This is a genomic window from Pedobacter sp. ISL-64 (assembly GCF_018613605.1).
In the GTDB taxonomy this organism is placed as follows: domain Bacteria; phylum Bacteroidota; class Bacteroidia; order Sphingobacteriales; family Sphingobacteriaceae; genus Pedobacter.
Map to the genome: position 1 here is coordinate 1 of NZ_JAGGPU010000041.1, position 21,130 is coordinate 21,130.

Annotated in this window: 27 protein-coding genes; 5 read left to right on the plus strand and 22 right to left on the minus strand. The window is 37.2% G+C overall.

Annotation, left to right across the window (positions count from 1 at the left end):
• Positions 1-502: tetratricopeptide repeat protein (locus J7E57_RS26880; protein WP_215166340.1), on the minus strand; the 502-nt coding region annotated here is incomplete at its 3' end.
• 132 nt (positions 503-634) lie between these two features.
• Here J7E57_RS26880 and J7E57_RS26885 point away from each other — a divergent pair.
• Together J7E57_RS26885 and J7E57_RS26890 are read left to right on the plus strand one after the other, a co-directional pair.
• A complete protein-coding gene (locus J7E57_RS26885; RefSeq protein ID WP_029277458.1) occupies positions 635-931 on the plus strand; it encodes a hypothetical protein in 297 nt (98 codons plus the stop codon).
• Between the two features lie 12 nt (positions 932-943).
• The gene (locus J7E57_RS26890; RefSeq protein ID WP_057932575.1) at positions 944-1,534 is read left to right on the plus strand and encodes a porin family protein; all 591 of its coding nucleotides are present in this window, start codon (positions 944-946) and stop codon (positions 1,532-1,534) included.
• A gap of 149 nt (positions 1,535-1,683) precedes the next feature.
• Here J7E57_RS26890 and J7E57_RS26895 read toward each other — a convergent pair whose 3' ends face one another.
• The 7 genes from J7E57_RS26895 to J7E57_RS26925 form a co-directional block, all read right to left on the minus strand.
• Positions 1,684-2,607 (minus strand): YihY/virulence factor BrkB family protein, encoded by a 924-nt coding sequence (locus J7E57_RS26895; protein WP_215132089.1) that lies wholly within the window; start codon positions 2,605-2,607, stop codon positions 1,684-1,686.
• Positions 2,608-2,682: 75 nt separating this feature from the next.
• Positions 2,683-3,081: an META domain-containing protein gene (locus J7E57_RS26900; protein WP_215132091.1), complete on the minus strand. Its 399-nt coding sequence runs from the start codon at positions 3,079-3,081 to the stop codon at positions 2,683-2,685.
• A gap of 77 nt (positions 3,082-3,158) precedes the next feature.
• Complete coding sequence (locus J7E57_RS26905; protein WP_215132093.1) at positions 3,159-3,683, minus strand: GNAT family N-acetyltransferase; 525 nt, start codon at positions 3,681-3,683, stop codon at positions 3,159-3,161.
• Between the two features lie 39 nt (positions 3,684-3,722).
• Positions 3,723-4,226: a DinB family protein gene (locus tag J7E57_RS26910; RefSeq protein WP_244215931.1), complete on the minus strand. Its 504-nt coding sequence runs from the start codon at positions 4,224-4,226 to the stop codon at positions 3,723-3,725.
• Positions 4,227-4,275: 49 nt separating this feature from the next.
• Positions 4,276-4,626 (minus strand): DHCW motif cupin fold protein, encoded by a 351-nt coding sequence (locus J7E57_RS26915; protein WP_215132095.1) that lies wholly within the window; start codon positions 4,624-4,626, stop codon positions 4,276-4,278.
• A 54-nt stretch (positions 4,627-4,680) separates the two neighbouring features.
• Complete coding sequence (locus J7E57_RS26920) at positions 4,681-5,223, minus strand: DUF4199 domain-containing protein (protein ID WP_215132097.1); 543 nt, start codon at positions 5,221-5,223, stop codon at positions 4,681-4,683.
• 203 nt (positions 5,224-5,426) lie between these two features.
• Positions 5,427-5,900 carry a response regulator transcription factor gene (locus tag J7E57_RS26925; RefSeq protein ID WP_215132099.1) on the minus strand — a complete coding sequence of 158 codons (474 nt, stop codon included), beginning with the start codon at positions 5,898-5,900 and terminating at the stop codon, positions 5,427-5,429.
• A 260-nt stretch (positions 5,901-6,160) separates the two neighbouring features.
• Here J7E57_RS26925 and J7E57_RS26930 point away from each other — a divergent pair, with 260 nt between their 5' ends.
• Positions 6,161-6,949 carry a hypothetical protein gene (locus J7E57_RS26930; protein WP_215132101.1) on the plus strand — a complete coding sequence of 263 codons (789 nt, stop codon included), beginning with the start codon at positions 6,161-6,163 and terminating at the stop codon, positions 6,947-6,949.
• Positions 6,950-6,981: 32 nt separating this feature from the next.
• Positions 6,982-7,725, plus strand: coding sequence for a hypothetical protein (locus J7E57_RS26935; RefSeq protein WP_215132102.1), 744 nt, complete (start codon positions 6,982-6,984; stop codon positions 7,723-7,725).
• 20 nt (positions 7,726-7,745) lie between these two features.
• Here J7E57_RS26935 and J7E57_RS26940 read toward each other — a convergent pair whose 3' ends face one another.
• The 6 genes from J7E57_RS26940 to J7E57_RS26965 form a co-directional block, all read right to left on the minus strand.
• Positions 7,746-8,354, minus strand: a complete 609-nt coding sequence (locus J7E57_RS26940) for an alpha-ketoglutarate-dependent dioxygenase AlkB family protein (protein WP_215132105.1) — start codon at positions 8,352-8,354, stop codon at positions 7,746-7,748.
• Positions 8,330-8,578 (minus strand): Ada metal-binding domain-containing protein, encoded by a 249-nt coding sequence (locus J7E57_RS26945; RefSeq protein WP_215132107.1) that lies wholly within the window; start codon positions 8,576-8,578, stop codon positions 8,330-8,332. Before J7E57_RS26945 ends, J7E57_RS26940 begins: the two co-directional genes overlap by 25 nt.
• 6 nt (positions 8,579-8,584) lie before the next feature.
• Entirely contained in the window at positions 8,585-9,424 is an 840-nt protein-coding gene (locus J7E57_RS26950) for a methylated-DNA--[protein]-cysteine S-methyltransferase (protein ID WP_215132109.1), read from the minus strand.
• A 101-nt stretch (positions 9,425-9,525) separates the two neighbouring features.
• On the minus strand, positions 9,526-10,053 hold the full coding sequence (locus J7E57_RS26955; protein WP_215132111.1) for a MepB family protein: 528 nt from the start codon (positions 10,051-10,053) through the stop codon (positions 9,526-9,528).
• A gap of 96 nt (positions 10,054-10,149) precedes the next feature.
• A complete protein-coding gene (locus tag J7E57_RS26960; protein ID WP_215132113.1) occupies positions 10,150-10,488 on the minus strand; it encodes a n-acetylglutamate synthase in 339 nt (112 codons plus the stop codon).
• A gap of 236 nt (positions 10,489-10,724) precedes the next feature.
• Positions 10,725-11,090 (minus strand): hypothetical protein, encoded by a 366-nt coding sequence (locus J7E57_RS26965; protein WP_215132115.1) that lies wholly within the window; start codon positions 11,088-11,090, stop codon positions 10,725-10,727.
• A 241-nt stretch (positions 11,091-11,331) separates the two neighbouring features.
• Here J7E57_RS26965 and J7E57_RS26970 point away from each other — a divergent pair, with 241 nt between their 5' ends.
• Positions 11,332-11,679 carry a single-stranded DNA-binding protein gene (locus tag J7E57_RS26970; protein WP_215132117.1) on the plus strand — a complete coding sequence of 116 codons (348 nt, stop codon included), beginning with the start codon at positions 11,332-11,334 and terminating at the stop codon, positions 11,677-11,679.
• A gap of 55 nt (positions 11,680-11,734) precedes the next feature.
• Here J7E57_RS26970 and J7E57_RS26975 read toward each other — a convergent pair whose 3' ends face one another.
• From J7E57_RS26975 to J7E57_RS27010, 8 genes are all read right to left on the minus strand, one after another.
• On the minus strand, positions 11,735-13,813 hold the full coding sequence (locus tag J7E57_RS26975; protein WP_317196574.1) for a TonB-dependent receptor: 2,079 nt from the start codon (positions 13,811-13,813) through the stop codon (positions 11,735-11,737).
• Between the two features lie 54 nt (positions 13,814-13,867).
• Positions 13,868-15,187 (minus strand): PQQ-dependent sugar dehydrogenase, encoded by a 1,320-nt coding sequence (locus J7E57_RS26980; RefSeq protein ID WP_215132118.1) that lies wholly within the window; start codon positions 15,185-15,187, stop codon positions 13,868-13,870.
• A 402-nt stretch (positions 15,188-15,589) separates the two neighbouring features.
• Positions 15,590-16,354, minus strand: coding sequence for a hypothetical protein (locus tag J7E57_RS26985; RefSeq protein WP_215132120.1), 765 nt, complete (start codon positions 16,352-16,354; stop codon positions 15,590-15,592).
• 134 nt (positions 16,355-16,488) lie between these two features.
• The gene (locus J7E57_RS26990) at positions 16,489-16,809 is read right to left on the minus strand and encodes a hypothetical protein (protein ID WP_215132122.1); all 321 of its coding nucleotides are present in this window, start codon (positions 16,807-16,809) and stop codon (positions 16,489-16,491) included.
• Between the two features lie 58 nt (positions 16,810-16,867).
• Positions 16,868-17,248 (minus strand): hypothetical protein, encoded by a 381-nt coding sequence (locus J7E57_RS26995; protein ID WP_215132124.1) that lies wholly within the window; start codon positions 17,246-17,248, stop codon positions 16,868-16,870.
• A gap of 69 nt (positions 17,249-17,317) precedes the next feature.
• Positions 17,318-17,890: a hypothetical protein gene (locus J7E57_RS27000; protein ID WP_215132126.1), complete on the minus strand. Its 573-nt coding sequence runs from the start codon at positions 17,888-17,890 to the stop codon at positions 17,318-17,320.
• 173 nt (positions 17,891-18,063) lie between these two features.
• Positions 18,064-19,410 carry an ankyrin repeat domain-containing protein gene (locus J7E57_RS27005; RefSeq protein ID WP_251030050.1) on the minus strand — a complete coding sequence of 449 codons (1,347 nt, stop codon included), beginning with the start codon at positions 19,408-19,410 and terminating at the stop codon, positions 18,064-18,066.
• A 9-nt stretch (positions 19,411-19,419) separates the two neighbouring features.
• The gene (locus tag J7E57_RS27010) at positions 19,420-20,622 is read right to left on the minus strand and encodes an ankyrin repeat domain-containing protein (protein WP_215132130.1); all 1,203 of its coding nucleotides are present in this window, start codon (positions 20,620-20,622) and stop codon (positions 19,420-19,422) included.
• Between the last annotated feature and the right edge of the window lie 508 nt (positions 20,623-21,130).

Sequence of the window (21,130 nt, forward strand, 5' to 3'; positions counted from 1 at the left end):
CCTCAGCCAGATCGGTAGCAACATCACCCTCTAACGGATTGATCAGATTAGCCTTCAAGAGGTAGATGAGTTTAAGTGAATCGTCCTTTGGAGAACTATACAAATTAGCCAGCAGTTTGTACACATTAAAATTATTGCTATCTATTTTTACAATTTCGCCGTAGTACAGCTTGGCTTTTTCAGTATTTCCCCTTTTGTTATTGATACTGCCGAGACTGAAAAGAATAGGCAGGTTTTGTGGCTGCAGTGTATAGGCCTTAACGTAAAATTTTTCTGCTTCAACATTGTTGCTTGCCATTAAGAAGCAATAGCCGATCTGGCTGAGGGTTTTAAAATCGTTTACTTCTTCTCCATAAATGCCTTTGAGGTATTGAGCAGCATCTGCATAACGCTGGGTCTGATAGAAATCGAAAAGTTTCTCCTTATCGACAGCGCTTGTATTTTGGGCATAACCAGCTAAACTTAAACCAACTAAGGCCAATAATGTAAGGAGCTTTTTCATGACAGATAATTTTAAACTAATTTATTAGTTGTTTTCGGTATTTCCAAATCTGTTTTGTTAAAAGATTGGCGAAATAAAACAAAACCAGCGCTAAGGGGTTTATAAGGAATAGTTAACTAAAAATAAGAACCTATGAATACTTTAAAGAAGTTTGAATTAATGGAAAAGATTGTGCGTGAATTAGAAGACTTACAAAACTCTCAGCAGGCACTTATTCAGAAAATTGGTAAAATTGAAGTCGATAATATCGAATTGGGCGATAATCGCCTGGAAAAAGATTTACCGGATATTCATCAAAATTTAGCTGATAACTTAGATACTATCTCAGGAATTTTAGATTACTTTGCAGGTAAAACACAAAACTTTGGTGATAAAAACAATGTTGATGCTTTAAAAGAACAGGAAGCCATTAACAATGCCACCAGCTAAAATTAATCGCATATGAAATTTTTATCTTTAACCGTTGCCTTTTTGCTTGTTGGCTTATTTGCTAGCGCACAGGTATTGCCATCTTTCCAGCTGGGTATTAAAGCTGGTGCAAATTTTTCGAAATTTGATAGTGAAAACACTTTTAACAGTAACAACCGTGCAGGTTTTTACGGTGGCCTTTGGGCCAGGGTAGGTGCTGCAGGCGTTTACTTCCAGCCAGAGCTTTATGTGTCGGGCAAAAAAGCAGATTTGGTAAGTGAGTCAACGGGAGAAGTAAATAAAGTGCGTTTTACAAGTTTAGATGTGCCATTATTGGTAGGTACTAAGTTTGGTGCTGCTGGTATTGGCCTCCGCTTAAACACCGGGCCGATGTTTTCGTTAATATTAGATGAAAATCAGAGTTTTGGTCAGGCTGCAGGAAGCGTTTTCAGAGCCGACTTTAAAAATCAGGCTTTGGCATGGCAGTTTGGAGCGGGCTTAGACCTTAAAAAATTAAGCTTCGATGCACGTTACGAACTTGGCTTATCAAAAATCAATAAAGCAGGTTATCCTGGTACTAAGTTAAACTTATTTACAGTTGGCTTAGGTTATAGGATTTTGTAACAGCTCCTTGCGAATCGTCACCCTGAATTTATTTCAGGGTCTTTTTTAGTGTGATAGATGCTGAAACAAGTTCAGCATGACGATACTAGTTAAGTGAACCTAGTTAATATAAGAAAGGGAGATATAATTAATTTTATCTCCCTTTCTTATTAATCCTCTTTTTCTGGTTCAATTTCTGTTAACTCATAAGCAAACGATCCGTTTTTTGGTACAATGGGTGTGGCCCGACCGACACTTAACGCTTTAATAAAAGATGCGCCAAAATAAAATATCAACGAAGAGTAGAATACGAAAAGCATAATTACAATAATCGAACCTGCTGATCCATAGATGTTGCTGATGTTACTCAATGGCAACAAAATCCTTAAAATATATTTTCCTGCTGTAAATAGGCATCCGGTTAACAGGCCTCCAGAAATTGCTGCCCGCCATGTAGGACGACCATTGGTTAAATACCTGAAAAGTATGGTAAACCAAGTGGTTACAATGATTACAAATACTACCTGATTAATCACCGAAGTTAAAATTAAGCTAAAAGATGGAGAACCTGATTTCAAATAGGCACCAATATAAGCCTGCACGCTGTCGGCCAATAAACCTATAAAAAACAATATTCCTACTAAAAGGATAATGGTAAAAGATATAGCCCTCGATTTAAGGGTATTAACAATCCCTTTTTTATCTTTTTGGCCTATATTCCAAATCTGCTCTAAAGAGTTTTTAATCACATTGAATAGGGTGGTAGCTACAAAAAGGAAAAATATAAAACTGAACAAAGTAACATACCAGGCCTGATCGATACCACGGATATTCCTTAGGGTTGTTCTGATCTGTAAAATACTCTCATTGTCGAGAATACTGGCCAGCCGTTCGAAAAGATGTGTAGCCAATAAGCGCCTATCGGTAAACATACCAAATAGCCTGATGAGGATAATTAATATTGGGGGTAAGGCGAAATTGGTGAAAAAAGCAGTAGCACCGGCCAGGCGTAAGGGATCATTCTGCTGAAATAAATTAAATGCTTTTCTTATGGTTGAGAAAAAAAACTTCAGATCTTCTGTTATCGATGGCATCACTCCTGCGTTAAACTCAAAAGGCCGAAAATAGTAAAAATACTTTATTCAGCCTTTTTTATGCATGTAAAGATTCTAGTTTGTTTTGGTGAAAACCAGTAAGGTTTTATCGCCATCCAGCAGATGTAGCTTATTACCAGTTATTTTAGCACCATTAACCTGATTAAGGGCATGTAAGTAAGCGCGTTCAGCTGCATCAGTTTCCTGACAGAACATTTTTGTGCCAAAAACATTTTTAACGGTTATTTTATTATCTGCAATTTCTCCCTGGCCACCGTAATTGTTACAAAATGATTTTCCACTGATTTTAAGGCTGTCGGCAAAATTTAGCGTTGCTTTTGCTGTTGTGGGTAAGTTTAAACCTGGCAGCGATGTTAACTCCCATTTAGTATTGGTAAAGCTCGCTGGATCTAATTTTTCTTTACAAGAACTCAATAATAAGAGCAGCATTCCACAGAAGATTAGGTGTTTCATAATGTAAGGTTTAAATGATTTTCCTTTTTAACATCAAAAACTAAACCATAAAAAGACAAAATTGCTTTTTGAAAGCGCTAAAATGGTTTTTCAATCTTCATCCAGTGATGTTTTATGTCATGGTAATCGAAAATAGAGATCCGTTTTAAACCCACTTTTTCCAGAACATGGATAGATCCCAGGTTATCGATATCTGCTATGCCAATAATTTCATGCAGATTTAGTTCATTAAAACCATAGTCTCGTGCCGCCATTGCAGTTTCTGTAGCGTAACCCTTTCCCCAAAACCGTTTACTGAACCGATACCCCAGATCGTAATAATTAATATGGTTATTGGTAGATTCTTTAATTAGTTTTAAGCCCGACCAACCTACAAAATTACCTGTTGCTTTTTCGATAACAGCCCATCTGCCAATACCGTTTTCGATATATTGTTTTCTGATAAATTCTATTTCTGCAATACTTTGCTCGATTGATTTTACAGGATTATTGCCAAGATAAAGATGCACTTCAGGATCACCATCCATTTCAAACATACCCTTAGCATCTGTAGGTAGCAATTCGCGTAAAATTAAACGTTCGGTTTCGGCAAAAATCTTCATTTATAATCTTTTGTTCAAAATTAAGATAATTTCTGAACCTTATCTAAGACTGTCCTCGTAAATGGGACCATACATACTTGGTACCTTATTCCCTGTTGAACGCAGGTATACAATCATTTCGCCACGGTGGTGATAAATATGGTTCATTAAAAAGCCCCGTATTACCTGGATCCTTGGCATGGGTTGGAGAACCGTTTTACCTCCAGCGGTCATTTTCCAGTCTTCGAACATGCTTTTGTCTGTGGCCGATTCGATACTTTCTTTAGCCCTGTTAAAGGCCCGTTCAAATTTGCCTATAATATTTTCGATATCGCTGATATCTACCTCGTCACGCTTATAGGTATCCATGTTAAATTCGTTACCATGAAAAGTTCCGGGATACCAATCGTAGATTTCAGCAATGTGCGATGCCAACTGGGCCGTAGTCCAGGAGTGTGCTGAGGGTATAAAATCCAAAGCACTGTTTGGTATTGCATTTAAAAGTTTGCGGGTGTTTTCTGCTTCATGAAGAAATTCACCCAAAAGTGATTTAACCAGCATCATTTTATTTTTTATAATAACTGCGAAATGGGGTGGTACTTAATAAATCACCTTAAGCGTCTTTTGGTTTTAAAAAACTGCCATCAATGATTAAAAGTTTCACGCTTTCCTGTGATACTGACCGGTGTGAACTTAAATCGTCAGAAACCACATACGTCATCCCCGCGCTAAGCGCGAATGTTGCTCCATCCTCCATTTCACTTACAAAGCTACCTGCCAAACAATGTACAATATGGCCTTTCTCGCACCAATGATCGGCAAGGTAGCCCGCAGAGTAGGTTACAATCCTGATCCTTAAGCCATCCAGGTTTAAGGTTTGCCATGTTGCTGTGCCTGTTTCGCCAGGGTATTCTACTTTTTCTATCTGGCTCCAATCTATATTGGTAAAGGGTATCGTATACATAGCTGTTTTTTTATGGCTTAAAATTAATAAAAGGAGATCAGTTTAACAGGTATGTTAAGCGGTTTTTACACTTAATGGAGTGCCTGGTTTTCTTTTCAGAATGAGTGCTGCTACCAATGAGATCAATATTCCTACAGGCAGTATTTCCATATAGGTAAATAGAACTACCATGACTGGGTTTTTGTACATTTCCTGACTGGAAGCCAGTTCTTTTGTCTTAGTTGCCAGCTCAGCTGCCGACGCAGCATCTGCTTTAGCTTCTCTAAGTGCCTGGGCAACATATTTATCCATAAAATCGGGCATAAATACGTAATAATCAATTAACCAGACCATAACATATATGGTAGAAGCTACCAAACTGATCAATGCCCCGATTTTAAATGCTTTGCCGAAAGTAATTAATCCATCGTTGTATTTATCGCGGTAGTTTTTGATGCCGACAAAAATAAAGGAAAAAGCCAATACCATTGAGGCATAACCGATAAGCATGCTGTGCTCAAGGTTAGGGTCGCTATAACATCTCGCCATAGAGAGCACCATTAAGGTTGATACAATTAAGCCGGCGATTAATCCAAATACAATTACGTTCTTTTTCATCAGTATATAGTTTGTTTTTAATTGTGATGAAGCTATCATGAGCAATATTCATCTCTGTCTGTGAGCGTTTGCTCATGATGGTTTCATCTGTTTATAATTTAAGAGGTTTACACCACAAAATTGCTTCGATTATTTTTTTTAACCCTCATACTTTAGGGTGATTTTTCAGATTGATTGCTTTTTAATACCAATCCGTCAATGCACTAAGGGATAATACAGAGTCTTTTGGCTGTTTCTATGGCCTGTGTTCTGCGTTTAACTTCCAGTTTCCCGAAAAGCCTGGCGTTGTGTGTTTTTATGGTGTTTAAGGAAACAAATAACTTTAACGCAATTTCCTGGTTGCTTAAACCTACAGACATGAGCTGCAAAACCTCCAGCTCTCTTTTGCTTATGTTGAGTTTAGTCAGTTCTTTTTCGTTGAGGATAAATGCTTCAGGCTTCCCGGTAAAAACGTCTTTTTCGATCAGTATGGTTTTGGGCCTGGTTAATTTAAGCGCAAGCCAAATACCTAAAGCTGTAAAAATAACAGCTATCGAACCAGCATAAATTTCGAACGCATGGTTGATGATAATGAAACGAAGTTCAAGCCACTTCAGTAAAAACAGTAGTGCAGCCAGGAAAACCCCATATAAGATTACGCTTTTATTTTTAGCGAGAAAATTCGATGTGTTTGCCATTGGTTATCTGTTGATCAAAAATAAGGAATTTAGTCTGAAGTAGTCAAATTCTGCCATCTAAATACAGAGGGTAAGACGTTTGAATCTGAAGGAGAAGCAAAAGCCAGAGACTGTGGTCTTTATAATTAATAGACAGTGGAATATCGGCATAAAACACAATCTGTTGCGCTTTTTAAGCAGATGTGGTAATTTTCTGGTGACTTTGATAAAATAAGCGCAATAAAGGTTATAAATTAGCAAAAAAATAAATAACAATACCTATGAAAATTACGCTTTATGCACTCTTACTTTCCGTTGTTTTATTTGGCTGCGGTAAATCTGAAAAAGCCTACAAGGCAAGACCGTTTGCTGCCAGTGACGATTTTAATGTTTTCCCGAAATCGAAGAAAAACATACTTACTATCGTAAAAACAGATTCTGGTGCTGTGGCGGCAGCCGATCGCTTTGCCATTCAATATAAAGATACCACTATTATTGTTGATGATGCGCCAAGCGCCGCTGCGCAGAAATTTATTGTTGCATCATTCATCAACACACAAAAAACAACTGTATTAGTACAGGTTGCTAATGAAACAGGTAAAATGGCCCCGTTTTATATCATTTCTGTTAATGATGGAAAAACCGAAGTGGTGAGCTTGAATAAACCATCAAAAGGTGCTGAAGATAAAAAATATACAAATGGTTTGGAAGAATTAACGCGTAGTAATATTTTGGTGAATAACGATTTTTTTATCACAACTATAAATTCAAGGGTTTATCCTATTAAGAGACAAAATCCTGACGAACGTATCCAGGGGAAATTTTTTATGTACTCTAGCGATAAAACTACACTGGTTTTTTTAACCGCCAATTCTTTGTACCAGGTAAATACGGCAACGGGCGAAACTTTTAACCTGCCATTGCCAACAGTATTAATAAATGAACCTGAAACCCTTGTTGGAAATATTCAAAGAGATTATACCTGGGTAGCGAATGCAAATGGAACATCGTTCTTAAAGAAAAATGCTGATGATGACCGCATTGTAGATATTAAGGAGTTTAAGCACTAGTCTATATTGCTTATTCCATTTAGGTGTAGATAATGAATTTTTATGACAGGTATAAAAACGGAGAATCGCATAGCGTTTATGCCGATATTGAAAAATTAGGAGAGGAGGCATTTTCTCCTAGTTACTATCCTGATGTTGAAAAAGTATTGATTGAGACTTTCCAACGCGTTAGGTTCAATCTTGAGATTATCTACAAGGAACTTAAGAATATTGATTACGTTTTCTGGGCAGATGAGACGGGAAATGACGAAGCATTATTGATGCCCTTCTCTAATACGGACGAACTACTTAATATATTAGAGCAGAACATAGAACTGGTAGGTAAACTACCAGTGTCGATGAAAATGTTTTATCAAATTGTTGGCTCGTGCAATTTTGCGTGGAATTACCAAGATAATCCAGATATTCTATGGGAGATGGCAGATCCTATTCAGGTAGCACCTTTAACCGACTGTGTTTCGCAGGTAACCGATCAATACTGGCTGGAAGAAATGGAAGAATACATTCAGGATGATGATTTTGGCTTTGCATTTCTGGATCTATCTGCAGACGATCTTCATAAGGATAATGTTAGCGGTGGCCCTCCGTATGCATTGCAGTTAAATAAGGAAAAAAGTATTGATAGTAAGTTTTTAAATGAACCTAATGACACAACATTTATCAACTATTTGAGAATCTGTTTCGAGAGTTGTGGATTTCCAGGTATGCCTTATGCTGATAATAAGGAATTTCAGAAATTCTTTGATAAAGTAAAGCCTCAATTGCAGAAAATATAAGACATTTTAACCAGCCAAGGTTAAACCACCATTGTTCTGAAGGTTAGGTTTATCCTGGGCTTACTTACTTTTTTGGTTGGTGGAAGGCGGTGCAGCCAATTGGTTTGCGTTTCATCTTTCATCACCAATAAACTTCCATTTTCTAAAAATAAGGTTACCGTTTCTTTAGTTTTTTTGTGTTTGAAAAGAAATCTTCGCTCAGCGCCGAAACTTAATGATGCAATGGCAGAATCTTTAGCTAAGGCCTTCTCGTCGTCGCTATGATAAGCCATTCCTTCATCACCATTGTGGTATAAATTAAGTAAACAAGAGTTAAATGCGGTACCTGTTTGTTCCTCTGATATTTTTTTTAGCTCCAGTAACTCCTTTGTCCATGGTAAGGCCATTTTCGATTTATTGGAGTAGGTATAAGAATAGGCTTCATCTCCGTACCAGGCTACTTTTCTTTTGGTGATGATGTGTTTGCCCATAATAAAAGCTTCGTCATTCTTCCATTCAATAGTATTCATCAGCACATCGAAATAATGATCAGCTTCTGGTATCGGAAATAATTTTCCATAATAATTTACTGTTCCATCGTATGGGAGCAGATTTTGGTTAATATCTATTGTGGTGTTGAATAAATCCATTGTTTATATGCTGTGTTTAAGCAATGCCCGCAAGGGCGGTAGCCATGTTGAAGCGCTTCATCTATAGAACGGAAAAATACACGGTTTTCTTTCTTCATCCGCTTTCCCGATCTGCATTTAAGTAATCCATAAATCTTCAACCTGGCATTTCCGCCGAGGCAAATATCTTTGTTTTTTAAATGTTTTTTGAGTTCTTCCGTTGAAATATCTGCATGTTTGATCATACAAGGTTAAGCATTAGTTTTTGCGGCCTCCCAGCCAATCATGGCTGTTTTTCTGTTCACCCCCCAATGGTAACCGCCCAAAGCACCGCTTGATTGTATTACCCGGTGACAAGGAATGAGAAAGGCTACTGGATTATCGCCAATCGCTGTACCCACAGCTCTGGATGCATTAGGATTTTGTAATTGTTTGGCAATGTTACCATAAGTGGCCAATTTACCCATAGGGATTTTTAACAAAGCTTCCCAAACTTTTAACTGGAAATCAGTGCCTTTTAAATGCAGTTTAATCTGGTGCAATTTGCTCCAATCGTGACTGAAAATAAATAATGCATTCTGTTGTTCTTTATCCAGTATCTGCTGATATTGAGCTGCTGGGAATTGGCGTTGCAAATTCGCCAAAGCAATATTTTCGTCGTCATAAAAAGCGATATGGCAGATTCCTTTTGAGGTACTGGCTACAATGATATTACCGAACGGACTTTCTGCAAAACTATAATTGATGTGGAGGTTTTCGCCGCCGTTTTTATATTCTCCCGGTGTCATCCCTTCAATGTTTACAAAAAGATCGTGCAGCCTGCTGGTTCCCGATAAGCCGGTTTCTAATGCGGTATCGAATAAACTTTGGTTTTCTTTCAGCATTTCTTTGGCATAGCCAATGCTAATGTACTGCAAAAAACGCTTAGGGGTAGTGCCTGCCCATTCGCTAAATAATCTTTGGAAATGAAAAGGGCTTAAATTTACTTTCTCTGCAATTTCTTCTAAACCGGGCTGCGTTTTAAAATTCGCCTTGATATAGCTAATGGCTTCGGCTATACGATTGAAATTGATTTCTTCTTGTGCTTTCATGGTCTTGAATAATTTATATCCAAAAGTAGTTTGGAAAGAAACGTTAAACTACCCGAAACTTGCTAAGTTTGACCGGGATTTTAAAATCCTGTTTGTTTAATTCAATTGCCGATTAATTTCTTCGCCCTTGCAAGATCGATATTTTCGTTAACATCAATCTGAAGAAAATAAGGTGCTTGCCACTGTTGGGTTTTCTCAGCCTGTTTATTTGTTACTGTATCCCAGGGAGGATAAATCCTAATCCCTCTTTTACCTTCTATTCCATTTTTGGTAATAATTTTATGTTGCACCAATATGGCTTTTGGAAAAATGAACTGGCCACATAGGTCAGCATTATTAGCAGATATTATTAGTAGGTCAAATTCATCCTGATCATTAAACGGAGTAGTAATTCCTGCTTCATTCCGCTTCCATATGGTTACAAATTGACCAGTCTTGGTTGGGGTAATTTTAGAAAGGCGGTGCTTGATTTTTAGACCGTTTAATTCAAAAGTACAGGCTGCATATTCCCGACTTTCACCCTCTATTTGCAGGTTATTTATTTGATAATTAAGCGGGCTGTAAACTAAATTGAATGCGGTTCGTAATATAAACGGTATTCGATTAATTGGACTTTCTTTTGGAAGCATATTGGCTAATAAAACTGGAGATGAAAGAAATTGGACAAAAATGGTGCTTGTGTTTAATTTACCGCAACGGCTTTAGCTTGTTGATCAACCAGGCATTTATTGTTCTTCGATAATTGATTGTCCTTTTGATTTATCTCCCGATGTCCACTGCCAGGTTTCATGAAGTCTGATTTTGCCATTGGCTAATTGTTCTGGCTTTGAATGACAGATTCCGGTCATGAGTTCCCCTTGATTATTTACCTGGTGATAGCGCATTTCAATGTTGCCGTTTTCATCAACTAAACCAATTAAATGACCAAAAATAATTTTTCCGCCTGTATAATCAGCAGTAAGGATATTTCCTGTTTGTTTATACCTAAAAATGGTTTCGTTTGATGTTTCACCATTATCTGTATTATTGATCGGTTTAAAAAGCTTGTTATTATAATTTATCATAAGTTGATAAAACTAACCATCTCCTCCTGAATAAAAAAATCCATACGATTGGCTTTCTACAAATTTCAGGTGTTTAAATCCAGTGATAAGTAATTGTATAATGGTTATTAATTTCCCGCTGATCACACAGATTAACGCTGAGTAAATTACAAATCAGCGCTTTCTGCGAAATTTGCGGGAGATTATATGTGTCTTTTTGTGCTGGAAATAACACTAGCAAATCAAAGCATTTTAAACTAGGCCAAACAAAGCTTTTCTTCCCTTTTTACCAACAGATACCTGTCATCACCTAAAATCAAATAACCGTATTCATAGCAGAAAATGTATGTGTTGCTGTTCTGGGTTTCATAACTATAAGTATGGTATTCAAAATTAAAGCCTGCCGAAATTAGCTTTTTACCGGTAACCTTGGTTTTACCATTTGGATTAAGAGCAGCAAGGATAGCACGATTCTTTCTTAGTATGTTATTTACCCTTTTAATCACGAGATTATCCTCAATCTTTAAACGATTGTTGTAATTGTTACGACAAGAATCATCGCAGTATTTTTTATCGGCCCTTCCTCTAATCAGGGCTCCGCAGTCTAAACATAAACGTTCCATAATAATTTCTTTTTTTTATTATGGGATGATGACCTAATTTATAAAAATAAAATGGTGGAATAAAAAAAATAAAACATCTTTCCTAAAGCTTTAAATGCATGTTTTCCGTGTATAAACGTTTATAAACGACTATAAATGTTTACGAACCGACTAATTTTTGATCATCTTGGCACTTTTGTCCTGTCGGTTATCGAGGTGATGACTGTTCGTTAAACATTTAGAAACTTAAAATTTAAAGATCATGGAAAGTGCAATTAACAAAGTAGTATTGAGCGGATTTGCAGGAGCAGATGCAGAGATTAAAACTTTTGGAAATCAGAAATTAGCAAGAGTTAACCTGGCCATAAACGAAAGCTATAGAAATGCTGCAGGTGAGGACATAAAAAAAGTACAATGGTTCAATTTAACTTTCTGGAATGCAAAAGCCGAAATTGCCGAAGCTCAGGTTAAAAAGGGTACAGGATTAAGGGTAGAGGGCAGGTTACAGGCAAATAGTTACGACAGTAAAGATGGGAAAAAGCGTTATGGGGTAGATGTAGTCGTTAGCGATGTGATAATTAGAGAAAATGAAAAACAGGAGGCTTTTTAGCCTGTAGAATAATCGCATCATGTAAATGTTTGATTTATATGATGCGATTTAAAGATTACAATTTAATAGAAAGGCCAGTATAAAAATTAATTCCTGGGGCTGGGTTAAAATACCTCCCATTTGCGGCGTTTAAATCATTACCTAAGCTGTAATCAACATTTAGTAGATTGTTTAAGCCTGCAAATAAATCAAGACGGGTTCTGCTTAACCTTAGGTTTTTTATTCCTGCCTTTACTTCAAGCAGATGGTATCTTTTAGAGAAGGTGGTATTGGCATCATTTAGCGGAATGGCTGAGGTGTAGTTGTGTTGAGCAAAGAAATAAAGTTCTTTCTTAAAGTTAAATTCGAGACTATTAACCCATATGTTTTTTGGAACTCCGGTAAGTTGGTTACCCGCATAATTGCTAGTGCCGCTTACAAAATCTTCAAATTTAAATCGGCTCCAGGTATAATTGCTTCTTAGTTGTAATCCTGTTAACCATGAAGTATTGTTTTTGATAATCCACAAGGCTGTTTCCAATTCAATACCTTCTTGTTTTGTTCCGCCTGCATTTATGAAATATTCAGCGTCGTTTTGATTTAACCTTCTTACAATAGCATTTTTTAACTCGTAATGGAATATATTTCCGTTGGCGTAAAAGCGGTTATTCCCTGTTTTATACCTTAAGCCCAGTTCATAGTTCCAGCCTGACTCTGCTTGCAGGTCATTATTTATGTTGGTATCAGACGACCTCACTTCTGCGATAGTAGGCGTTGAATAACCTTTACTTACAGAAGCCCTGACAGAGATGTCATTTGCGATTAAGTAAGATAAGGCGGCCTTTGGCATAAATTGGGTATTAAACTTACGCTCTTTTGTTGCAATTGTTACAGGGAAGTAACTTTCATAGTTGTAGCTAAAAAAGTTTAAACTGGACGCAAGTTCGATCAGAAATTTATTGTTGATGTCGAAGTTTAATCTGAAGTAAGCAAAATCCTGGCTGGCTTTTAAGCGGTCTGAAGCTTGCATTGAGCTAGCTTCCCCGCTATTGTTATTAAAGTTTTTAATCTGACTTTTGGTAGCAGAACTTTCTAATCCTATTTGAGCATTAAATTTAATGTCTTCTTTCGCCTGAGCATATTCTAAAAATGTTCTTAGTCCAAACGTACTTTCGTAGCGCTGTTCGTAATTAGTTATAAACGGGTTCTTGAAGTCGGTATACGAGGTAAACAAAGCAATAACATGCTTTAGGTATTTATTGATCTGGTACGAATTGGATATTCCCCCGAAAATGGTTTTATTGTAAATGGCAGCTTGCTGTGAAATGGCGCCAGGTAGTGTTGGTGTTGCCGGACGGGCTAGTTTAGGATTTTGATCTAATTGCGCAAGCGTTAGTCCGCCTGGTGTTTCGTAATTTAAATCGCTGTAAAAAGCAAAAGCCTTTAAACTACCAGCATTGCTATAATTCCATTGCTGCAGCGTTTGAAAATATTTTCTACCCATTGCACTGTTTTGTCGATACCCATCGCTTCTCTGATATCCTTCGCTGACGCTGAAACTATACTTTTTATATTGTTGCTTGATTGATGCCGTTTGATGCAAAAGACCATAAGAACCTCCAATTGCTGAAATATTAATTTCATTGCGGTTTATGGCGGGGGGATTAATCAAAATAGCACCACCTGTATTTGCACCAAAAATACTGGCTTCTGGTCCCCTATAAATCTCCATCATACCTACCGCAGAAACATCTAAGGCATTCAAGTAGGTATTTCCACCTGCATCAGTTAACGGGAAATCATCAATATAAATTTTAATATTTCGAATGCCAAAAGGAGATCGGAGCAAACTGCCACGAAGCGATAAACGATAGCTACCTGGCGAACGCTCTTCCATCCTTACACCAGGAACAGTATTTAAAGTGCTAACTAAGGAACTGCTCTGCTGATTTCCGATTAAATTGCTATCAATCAAAGTTACGGCTGATACCGATCTTAATAACGAATGTGAATTGTAATAGCCTTTAACGGTAACTTCTTCGAGTTTTTTGGTCGAATCGGGCTTTATTGTTTGCGCTAAACCGGTAAAGGAAAATAAAGTCAAGAGTAAAGTAAGGTTCGGTTTCAATAGATCGATAATTGATGGTTTAGCCACAGATTGGCAGATAAATTTAGTGCATATTCTGCTAACCTGTGGCTATTTTGTAAATTATTTAGCAGCAACCCTCCAAATTATGCCACTAACATCATCGGCAACCAGTAATGATCCATCGGGTGTTAAAGTAACACCAACAGGCCTGCCATAAACTTCGGCCTTATCTGCATCAGCCACAAAACCAGTTAAAAAATCCTCTGGTTTGCCTGCTGGCTTTCCATCTTTAAAGGGCACAAATGCAACTTTATATCCGGAAATAGCAGAGCGGTTCCACGACCCATGCTGGCCTATAAATGCACCTCCCTGATATTTTTGAGGGAATTTTGTGCCTTTGTAAAAAGCTAAGCCTAAAGAGGCGGTATGCGCACCTACGGCAATATCGGGCACAATTGCTTTTTTAACCAGCTCCGGATTTTTACCTTTTAAACGGGGATCTTCATTCTGACCAAAATAAGAATACGGCCATCCATAAAAGGCACCGGGTTTAACACTGGTAATATAATCGGGAACAAGATCATCCCCCAATCCATCTCGTTCATTTACGGCCGTCCAAAGTATGTTTGTAGCTGGCGCCCAATCTACTCCAACGGGGTTACGCAAACCACTAGCATAAATTCTCTCACCTGTTCCATCTGGATTGATTTCCAGTATATTAGCTCTTCTTACCTCGTTTTCCATTCCATTTTCACCAACATTACTGCCCGATCCCACGGTAATATAAATTTTGCTTTTATCCGCATTGGTAATTAAATTTCTCGTCCAATGATTGTTATATCCACCGGCTGGGAGGCTCAGGATTTTTTTGCCAGTAGCATTTATTTTTGTGTCGCCGGTTTTATAAGGAAATTGCCACAAGCCATCGGTATTGGCTACATAAAATGAATTGCCAATAATCAGCATTCCGTAAGGCTGATTGAGTCCGTTCAAAAAAGTGGTAACAGTTTCTGGTTTGCCGTCTTTATTTTCATCGCGGTATAATAAAATCGTGTTGGCACTTTTACCGGGCACTTCAGATTTAGCTTTGCCGGTTACTGCATTGGCAACCGCTTCTGCAGTGCTTCTTTCCGAATTAGAAAGCGCTACCAGTACATCCCCGTTTGGGGCAATATAAGTATTGCGCGGGCTTTTAATGTTTGAAGCAAATCTGGTTACCACAAAACCCTCTGGGGCAATGGGCGTTTTACCTTCGGGCCAATCGATAACCTTGCTAAATTTACTTTTGGCTGCATTGGTATCGGGTGCAGGTAAATCTACGGTTCCGCTTTTGGTAGTAAGTGTTGTATCTTCTCCTTGCTTTTGCGAACCTGAATCAGACTGACATCCGAAAAGAATCATGGATGAAAGTATTGCTGTGCAGAAAATTTTATTTTTCATGTTAACCCGTTTTGATAAAGGAAATTAGTTCAGAAAAATATAACATCAAAAACGGACAGATGGTTTGCCAAGCGCACAAAGATCATTATAAACAATAAAAGGAAAGTACCCTGGAGTACCTTCCTGGAGAGCGCATATTATTTTCCCTTGGTTCAATGCTATGTTAACAGGGAAGTACTTTTATTATATAATCTTTTAAAATTGAGATATTGATTGAGCAACAAAAATCTGATCACCGAAAAGATGATCCGTTTTTAGAGTTATGGGAGTGGAGCAAAGGAATTTGAGCATAAATTTCCAGTTGTTAATTTGAAAACGATTAATTAAAACTAAATTACAGTATTACACCTAATTTTTTAGTTAAATTTTGTTAAATCGTTTCTAAACAAGCTACCCTTCTTTTCATTCAAGTCGTTTTACAATGTTGTCAAGGCTGTCAACCACAAGATTGAATGCTATTTTATTGTCAGGAAACAATGTTTGTAATTCAGTTCTCAATTGAACAAAAGGCTGTAAAGCTTCTTCATTACTTGTTATTGATTTGTCGCACGAAATTGATATTTCATAGCTGTCATTTAATTTTTTTGCATAAACATATTTTGTAACGGCTTCGTCAAAGAAGACTGTCTTTGTAAGGCCGTCGGCAATTTTATTTACTTCAGTTTCTGAAATATTGTTTTTGTCAAAGGCTATTTCGTGCTTCATTACTCCATAAGTTTTAGTGTCAGTCCCTACGTTTGTCCCTGAGTCAATTAATAATGCAAACCCAAAAATTGGAATTACTGTAATTGTAAGTCCTATAACCCCAACTCCAATTGTGCGCCACCAACTATGTAATTGTCTGCCTGAATTAATGTGCGAAGTAATTTTTTGTCCTTGAAAGTGTTTGACAAGATAGTACGCAATTGCTGTATAAATCAAGGGGATAATTTGATTTGGTATTTTAACATTTTCTGGTATTAAAAATACCCCACCGAAAACCACAATAGTTGCAATTATTGCATAAATCCAAGTCTTTTTAGCCTTGTCAAATTCGTTAAATGTTTTAAAGTTTTCAGCGATTAAATAGCCAGCGGCTAATGGTCCACCGAGAAATGTACCGACCCAAATTGCCCTGTCTTTGTAAAGTTTTTTAGTCGATATCTGAATGTCGATTGTTTGTTCCATTGTAGTCTTTAGAGTTGCTTGTAACGTCCCAAGGTTCGGCGCAAGTTGACGGTTACATTAAATTTCTGTACAATTAGGTTGTAGTTGAATTTTCGACAATACAGGTACGGCACTGTCTCTAAGTCATTTTGTATTTATTGCTTTGGTATTGTGTTGTTTGTGCGGCTTCGAATTTGTTTCCAATATTCTTCCCTTGCATCTTCGTCAATATGAATTGGGATTCTTTCTCCATAGAGCCTGTCGCCTCCATCTTTTTTGCAGCCCGAAATCCAATAATGTTCCCCAGTCTCTACGTCAAAATAGTTAGCCTTAAATCCTTGTCCACCTAAAGTTTGAAAGGTTTTTCCATTGTAGTGAATCGATTTTCCGGTCTTGGAAAATTGTACTCTTCCGATCCTAGCCTCACCTGTCAGACTCTCCCCTTTATATTCGATATACATGATTCTTGTTTTCACTTAGATGGGTGCTTTTTAATGGTTTGGCAATACCTGTTGGCAAACGTTTCTTTATTTGTTACGGGACGTAAACCAGGTTAATATCAACAGCATAGCTGTTGTCTTTTTCGCTTACTTCAGCGTTAAGTACTAAATCACTTAACCCCTCATTTTTAGTGAAGAGGTCAATTATCACGTTCCAATATTCACCATAACAAATGTAAACAGAAGTGTCCCAAGTTTCGTCTGGTAAATCAATGAGTTCCTCTCCGTAGTCCTCGATGTACTCTTGTATTTGTTCCGCAGTTTTATCTGAAACAAGATTTACGTTATTGACGCCTAAACTTAGGTTGTAGTCCCTATTTACAAATGCTTTCACTATGTTTTTAAAAATGGGTCTCCAAATGTGTGGTATTGGAAGTTCTTCTTCTTTGTTTTTTTCTACTAGGATTTCACTCATTGTGTTTAATGTTTGCTAACATTTTGGGGCTTGCAGAATGGTGACGGTTGAGATTTTACTTATCGTAGATTATCTGATCAGATTTTCCTGTAATTTCTTTTCAATGTCTTTAGCGTTTAATATCAGTGCAGAAAATTGTGGGTCTGATTTTACCAGTAAAAATTTGCCGTTAGGAATAATAATTGCCGAGGTTCCGCAAGAAGTAACTTCTTTAAATAATAATTTTCTAAGAAAACCCGAATCGGTTTCTATTTCTAAACCTTTTGATTTAATTGGACTGAAACTTTTTCCATCCTCACGATATTGGTAAATGGCAACTTTTGGTCTGGCTTCGGCTTTTTCCAGAATGTTTTTTTGAAAGGCCCATCTTACATTGTTCAGGAATTCTGCGTTCTGATAGTTAAGGTCTTTCCAGCAGTCGTCTTTATTGAAATCGTATTTGATGATAATGGTATCTTTTAGCGTAAGTCTTTCATTTTGTTTCAAGAAAGTATACAACGAATCCATCTGGGCATCAGTTAATGTCCCCGCCTGATAACGTTTGGTTTCATCCATATATAGTTTTGGCGAACAGGCATATATAAAGATGGAAAGAAAGAGAAAGGTAGATAATTGAAGTTTGATTTTAGGGTTACTTTTCATTTGTGTGAGCGTTAATGTCGAATATTCCGATCAAATTTCGATTTTCTGACCAGGAAAGTTCTTAAAAATAAATTTATAACTAAAATTTTATTAGACAATATTTTTGAATAGAAATTTCGTCATTGCGAGGAGGTTTTTCAGCCGACGAAGCAATGACGACCATGGCAGCTAACTCAACCTTTTAAAATCTTAGCTTTTTCTGCATCAAATTCTTCCTGCGATAAAATTCCGGCATCAAATAACTCTTTTAAATCTAATAATGCCTGTTTTTTCGCAGCCATATCATTTTTTGGAACTTCAACAATATTTTCTGTTGATACCGTACTTGTTGCTTGCACATTTGGATTAGCTGGAAGGCCATATTTCAACAATAGTGCTGTAATTTCATTAAAACCCTTAATATTCGAATAATCTATTGCTTTCTGTTCTTTTACATTTACAATGGTAGGGTCGGCTGATTTTTCGAGTAAAAATTTTACCGCATCTTTTTTACCATTCGCAGCCGCGTAATGTAAAGCAGTGTTTCCGCTTTCATCCTGAATATTAATGTTTGCACCTTTTTCTATTAATAGCTTTAACATACTTAAATGGCCGCTTTTGGCTGCTACATGCAGCATGCTCTCGCCTCCGTAGTTGTAGTTATTGTTGAAAGAGAAGCTGGCCGAAATGGAAATGTTATTGGCGGTTTCTACCCATTCTAAGTACGAATACATCGAATCGTCGTTACCCGAAAGCGGTTTAGCATAGTTTACATCTATACCATTGGTTAAAAATAAATCAACAATTTCTTTCTGATTATTGGCGCAGGCATACCAGATGGGCGATAGGCCATTTTTTGATGAAACAAATACATCTGAACCCTTTTCTACCAATATTTTGGTCAACATCCTGTTGGCATCATAACAGGCAATTAGTAAGGCCGATTCTCCGGCATGATTAATATGGTTGATATTTCCACCTTTTTCGAGAATAAGCTCAACCATTGGTGTGTTTTTAGATTTAACTGCAAAAATTAAAGGTGAATCACCATATTTATTGGTGGTATTGATATTCGCGCCAAATTCCAATAATTTTTGAACAATTTCTTTGTTCCGCCAACTTGCAGCAATAAGCAAAGGCGTTTCTGCCTCGTTATTTTCTCCATCAACTTCAAGACCTTGATCGAGGAGTTTTTCTAACACTTCAATCTGTCCGCTTTGTGCAGTTAGGTGTAATAAGCTGTTCCCTTTAAAATCCTTAATGTCAACTCTTGCACCTTTATCTAAAAGAAATAGTGCAGTTTGTTTCTGTTTTTGTAAACAGGCAAAGTAAAACGGTGTTTCTCCAGCATGATCTTCGTAATCTAAGGCTGCCCCACGATCTATTAAAATCTGTACAAGGTCTAAATATCCACGGTGGGCGGCATAATGGAGGGCTGTTCTGCCTTTTTCATCTGTATAATCTACCTCTACCTCTTGGTTGGCCAATAAAAGTTCGGCTATTTTGCGCTTGCCGCTTTCGCAGGCAATAATAAATGACATCGACATATGTTAAGATTGTTTCATGAGCAGTTCTACAGTTTTTATTTTCAGGTTATCATCAGATGCAAGCATCAGTGCGGTCTGATCCTGATCATTGGTTAAAGCAATATCTGCTCCATTTTCAATCAAAAGTTTTACTTTACGATAAGTTTCTTTCGCTTTTTCTGCTTCGTAATTTACATTGTAGGCACAAACTTTATGCAGCAGGGTATTCCCTTTATTATCGGCCCTGTTTACATCTACCTGTCCGGTTTCTAACACAGCCTGTAAAATGTCAGCCTGTTTTTCGGCTATAATATCCAATGGAGTAGTATCAGTGCCATACCACATGCTGGCCTGATATAAATCAGCGCCATCTTCAATCAGCTTCTTAAGGAAGTTGATGCCACTTTCACTGTTCGACATCATCCGCACATATTCAAATAATAATGTTTCGCCGTTTTTATTAACCTGATCGAAAGCTGGTGAGGCAAAATTGCGCAGCGTATCGTATATGTTTTCGCTCTGTGAATGTACCACGGCATAAAAGAAAGCTGAATTTCCATCGCGGTCGGTATGATTGGGATCGGCGCCATTTTCGAGCAGATGGGCAATTAAATTTTTCTTGTTAAACTTTATTGCAGTAATTAATGGGGTTTCCTGCACCACATTGCCTTCATTAATATCAACACCTTCGCTAAGAAGAAGTTCGATATATCCTTTAAGCAGATCGGTAGTCTGTTCATCGTTTATGTTATACCTTCGGAAACTGCTTTTCACCACCTGATGGATGTAGTTTTCTTCTGCATTGTTTTTGAAGTTAGCTGTGCAGCCTGTATCGATACATGCTTTGATCAGCGCTAAACTCACCCCGTTTTCAAAGAAATAACTTAATAGTGTTTTGGTGTTAACCTCATCATTTAAGTTGTCGAAATGAGTAATAAATTCATTGAAAAATGCAATATCTTCATCGTCATTACCAAGGTTGCGGACAATAGCCTGAAAAATGCTTTTGTCAAAACTGTCGAATTCATAAATGTCGGTTTCGATGGTTTTATCCTTTAGCATCATATTCAGGATTTCGTACTGTTTCTCTCTCACCAGATGATCAAAAATAGATGATTTATGATGTTCCTGAATGCTTTTAGAAAGTTTTTCGCCGTTATGCATCATGCTTTTAGCCTCTTCGAATTTGTGGGCATTTAACTGTTGATCTAAGGTAGGTTCGGTCATTTTTAATTAAAAAGTTTAAAATAGATAGGTATATGGTTTTGACGCTACAAAAGTTTAGCCAAAGAAATGGTTCAATAAAAATATATGGAATGCTGCAAAGCCAGAATAATAAGAAGATGTACTGTTATAGTTACTTTTTTTGGAAAGCAGTTGTAGTACTCGATCGGTTAATTTCTTCCTGCTGCCATGAAAAATGGCATTCGTTCGATCCCTTAGGTTTAGTTTGGTCATTTTTCTGCTACTATGCCGGTTTTCCGTGCTACAGGCCTAAGTTTCTAGCCCTGATCGGAGCGGGCATCCCGATTTATCGGGATAAAGCGGAGAGGTACTGTCTTTAAAAGCAAATAAAAGTTGATAAAATTTTATCTTCTGAGAAGCATTAATTTAAATGCTTTCCATTTGTAAAACAGCACAATAACTTTACCTTTGTTTTAGTGATAACTTCCTTCAGGAATTTTATCATGTGTAGCTCTGGATTCTTCTGGAGCTATTATTTTTTTCTAAAAAG

What these genes read in the sequence shown, in the direction of transcription:
- J7E57_RS26885 (WP_029277458.1), top strand. Translation starts at nt 635, where the DNA reads ATGAATACTTTAAAGAAGTTTGAATTAATGGAAAAGATTGTGCGTGAA.
- J7E57_RS26890 (WP_057932575.1), top strand. Translation starts at nt 944, where the DNA reads ATGAAATTTTTATCTTTAACCGTTGCCTTTTTGCTTGTTGGCTTATTT.
- J7E57_RS26895 (WP_215132089.1), bottom strand. Translation starts at nt 2,607, where the DNA reads ATGCCATCGATAACAGAAGATCTGAAGTTTTTTTTCTCAACCATAAGA.
- J7E57_RS26900 (WP_215132091.1), bottom strand. Translation starts at nt 3,081, where the DNA reads ATGAAACACCTAATCTTCTGTGGAATGCTGCTCTTATTATTGAGTTCT.
- J7E57_RS26905 (WP_215132093.1), bottom strand. Translation starts at nt 3,683, where the DNA reads ATGAAGATTTTTGCCGAAACCGAACGTTTAATTTTACGCGAATTGCTA.
- J7E57_RS26910 (WP_244215931.1), bottom strand. Translation starts at nt 4,226, where the DNA reads ATGATGCTGGTTAAATCACTTTTGGGTGAATTTCTTCATGAAGCAGAA.
- J7E57_RS26915 (WP_215132095.1), bottom strand. Translation starts at nt 4,626, where the DNA reads ATGTATACGATACCCTTTACCAATATAGATTGGAGCCAGATAGAAAAA.
- J7E57_RS26920 (WP_215132097.1), bottom strand. Translation starts at nt 5,223, where the DNA reads ATGAAAAAGAACGTAATTGTATTTGGATTAATCGCCGGCTTAATTGTA.
- J7E57_RS26925 (WP_215132099.1), bottom strand. Translation starts at nt 5,900, where the DNA reads ATGGCAAACACATCGAATTTTCTCGCTAAAAATAAAAGCGTAATCTTA.
- J7E57_RS26930 (WP_215132101.1), top strand. Translation starts at nt 6,161, where the DNA reads ATGAAAATTACGCTTTATGCACTCTTACTTTCCGTTGTTTTATTTGGC.
- J7E57_RS26935 (WP_215132102.1), top strand. Translation starts at nt 6,982, where the DNA reads ATGAATTTTTATGACAGGTATAAAAACGGAGAATCGCATAGCGTTTAT.
- J7E57_RS26940 (WP_215132105.1), bottom strand. Translation starts at nt 8,354, where the DNA reads ATGGATTTATTCAACACCACAATAGATATTAACCAAAATCTGCTCCCA.
- J7E57_RS26945 (WP_215132107.1), bottom strand. Translation starts at nt 8,578, where the DNA reads ATGATCAAACATGCAGATATTTCAACGGAAGAACTCAAAAAACATTTA.
- J7E57_RS26950 (WP_215132109.1), bottom strand. Translation starts at nt 9,424, where the DNA reads ATGAAAGCACAAGAAGAAATCAATTTCAATCGTATAGCCGAAGCCATT.
- J7E57_RS26955 (WP_215132111.1), bottom strand. Translation starts at nt 10,053, where the DNA reads ATGCTTCCAAAAGAAAGTCCAATTAATCGAATACCGTTTATATTACGA.
- J7E57_RS26960 (WP_215132113.1), bottom strand. Translation starts at nt 10,488, where the DNA reads ATGATAAATTATAATAACAAGCTTTTTAAACCGATCAATAATACAGAT.
- J7E57_RS26965 (WP_215132115.1), bottom strand. Translation starts at nt 11,090, where the DNA reads ATGGAACGTTTATGTTTAGACTGCGGAGCCCTGATTAGAGGAAGGGCC.
- J7E57_RS26970 (WP_215132117.1), top strand. Translation starts at nt 11,332, where the DNA reads ATGGAAAGTGCAATTAACAAAGTAGTATTGAGCGGATTTGCAGGAGCA.
- J7E57_RS26980 (WP_215132118.1), bottom strand. Translation starts at nt 15,187, where the DNA reads ATGAAAAATAAAATTTTCTGCACAGCAATACTTTCATCCATGATTCTT.
- J7E57_RS26985 (WP_215132120.1), bottom strand. Translation starts at nt 16,354, where the DNA reads ATGGAACAAACAATCGACATTCAGATATCGACTAAAAAACTTTACAAA.
- J7E57_RS26995 (WP_215132124.1), bottom strand. Translation starts at nt 17,248, where the DNA reads ATGAGTGAAATCCTAGTAGAAAAAAACAAAGAAGAAGAACTTCCAATA.
- J7E57_RS27000 (WP_215132126.1), bottom strand. Translation starts at nt 17,890, where the DNA reads ATGAAAAGTAACCCTAAAATCAAACTTCAATTATCTACCTTTCTCTTT.
- J7E57_RS27005 (WP_251030050.1), bottom strand. Translation starts at nt 19,410, where the DNA reads ATGTCATTTATTATTGCCTGCGAAAGCGGCAAGCGCAAAATAGCCGAA.
- J7E57_RS27010 (WP_215132130.1), bottom strand. Translation starts at nt 20,622, where the DNA reads ATGACCGAACCTACCTTAGATCAACAGTTAAATGCCCACAAATTCGAA.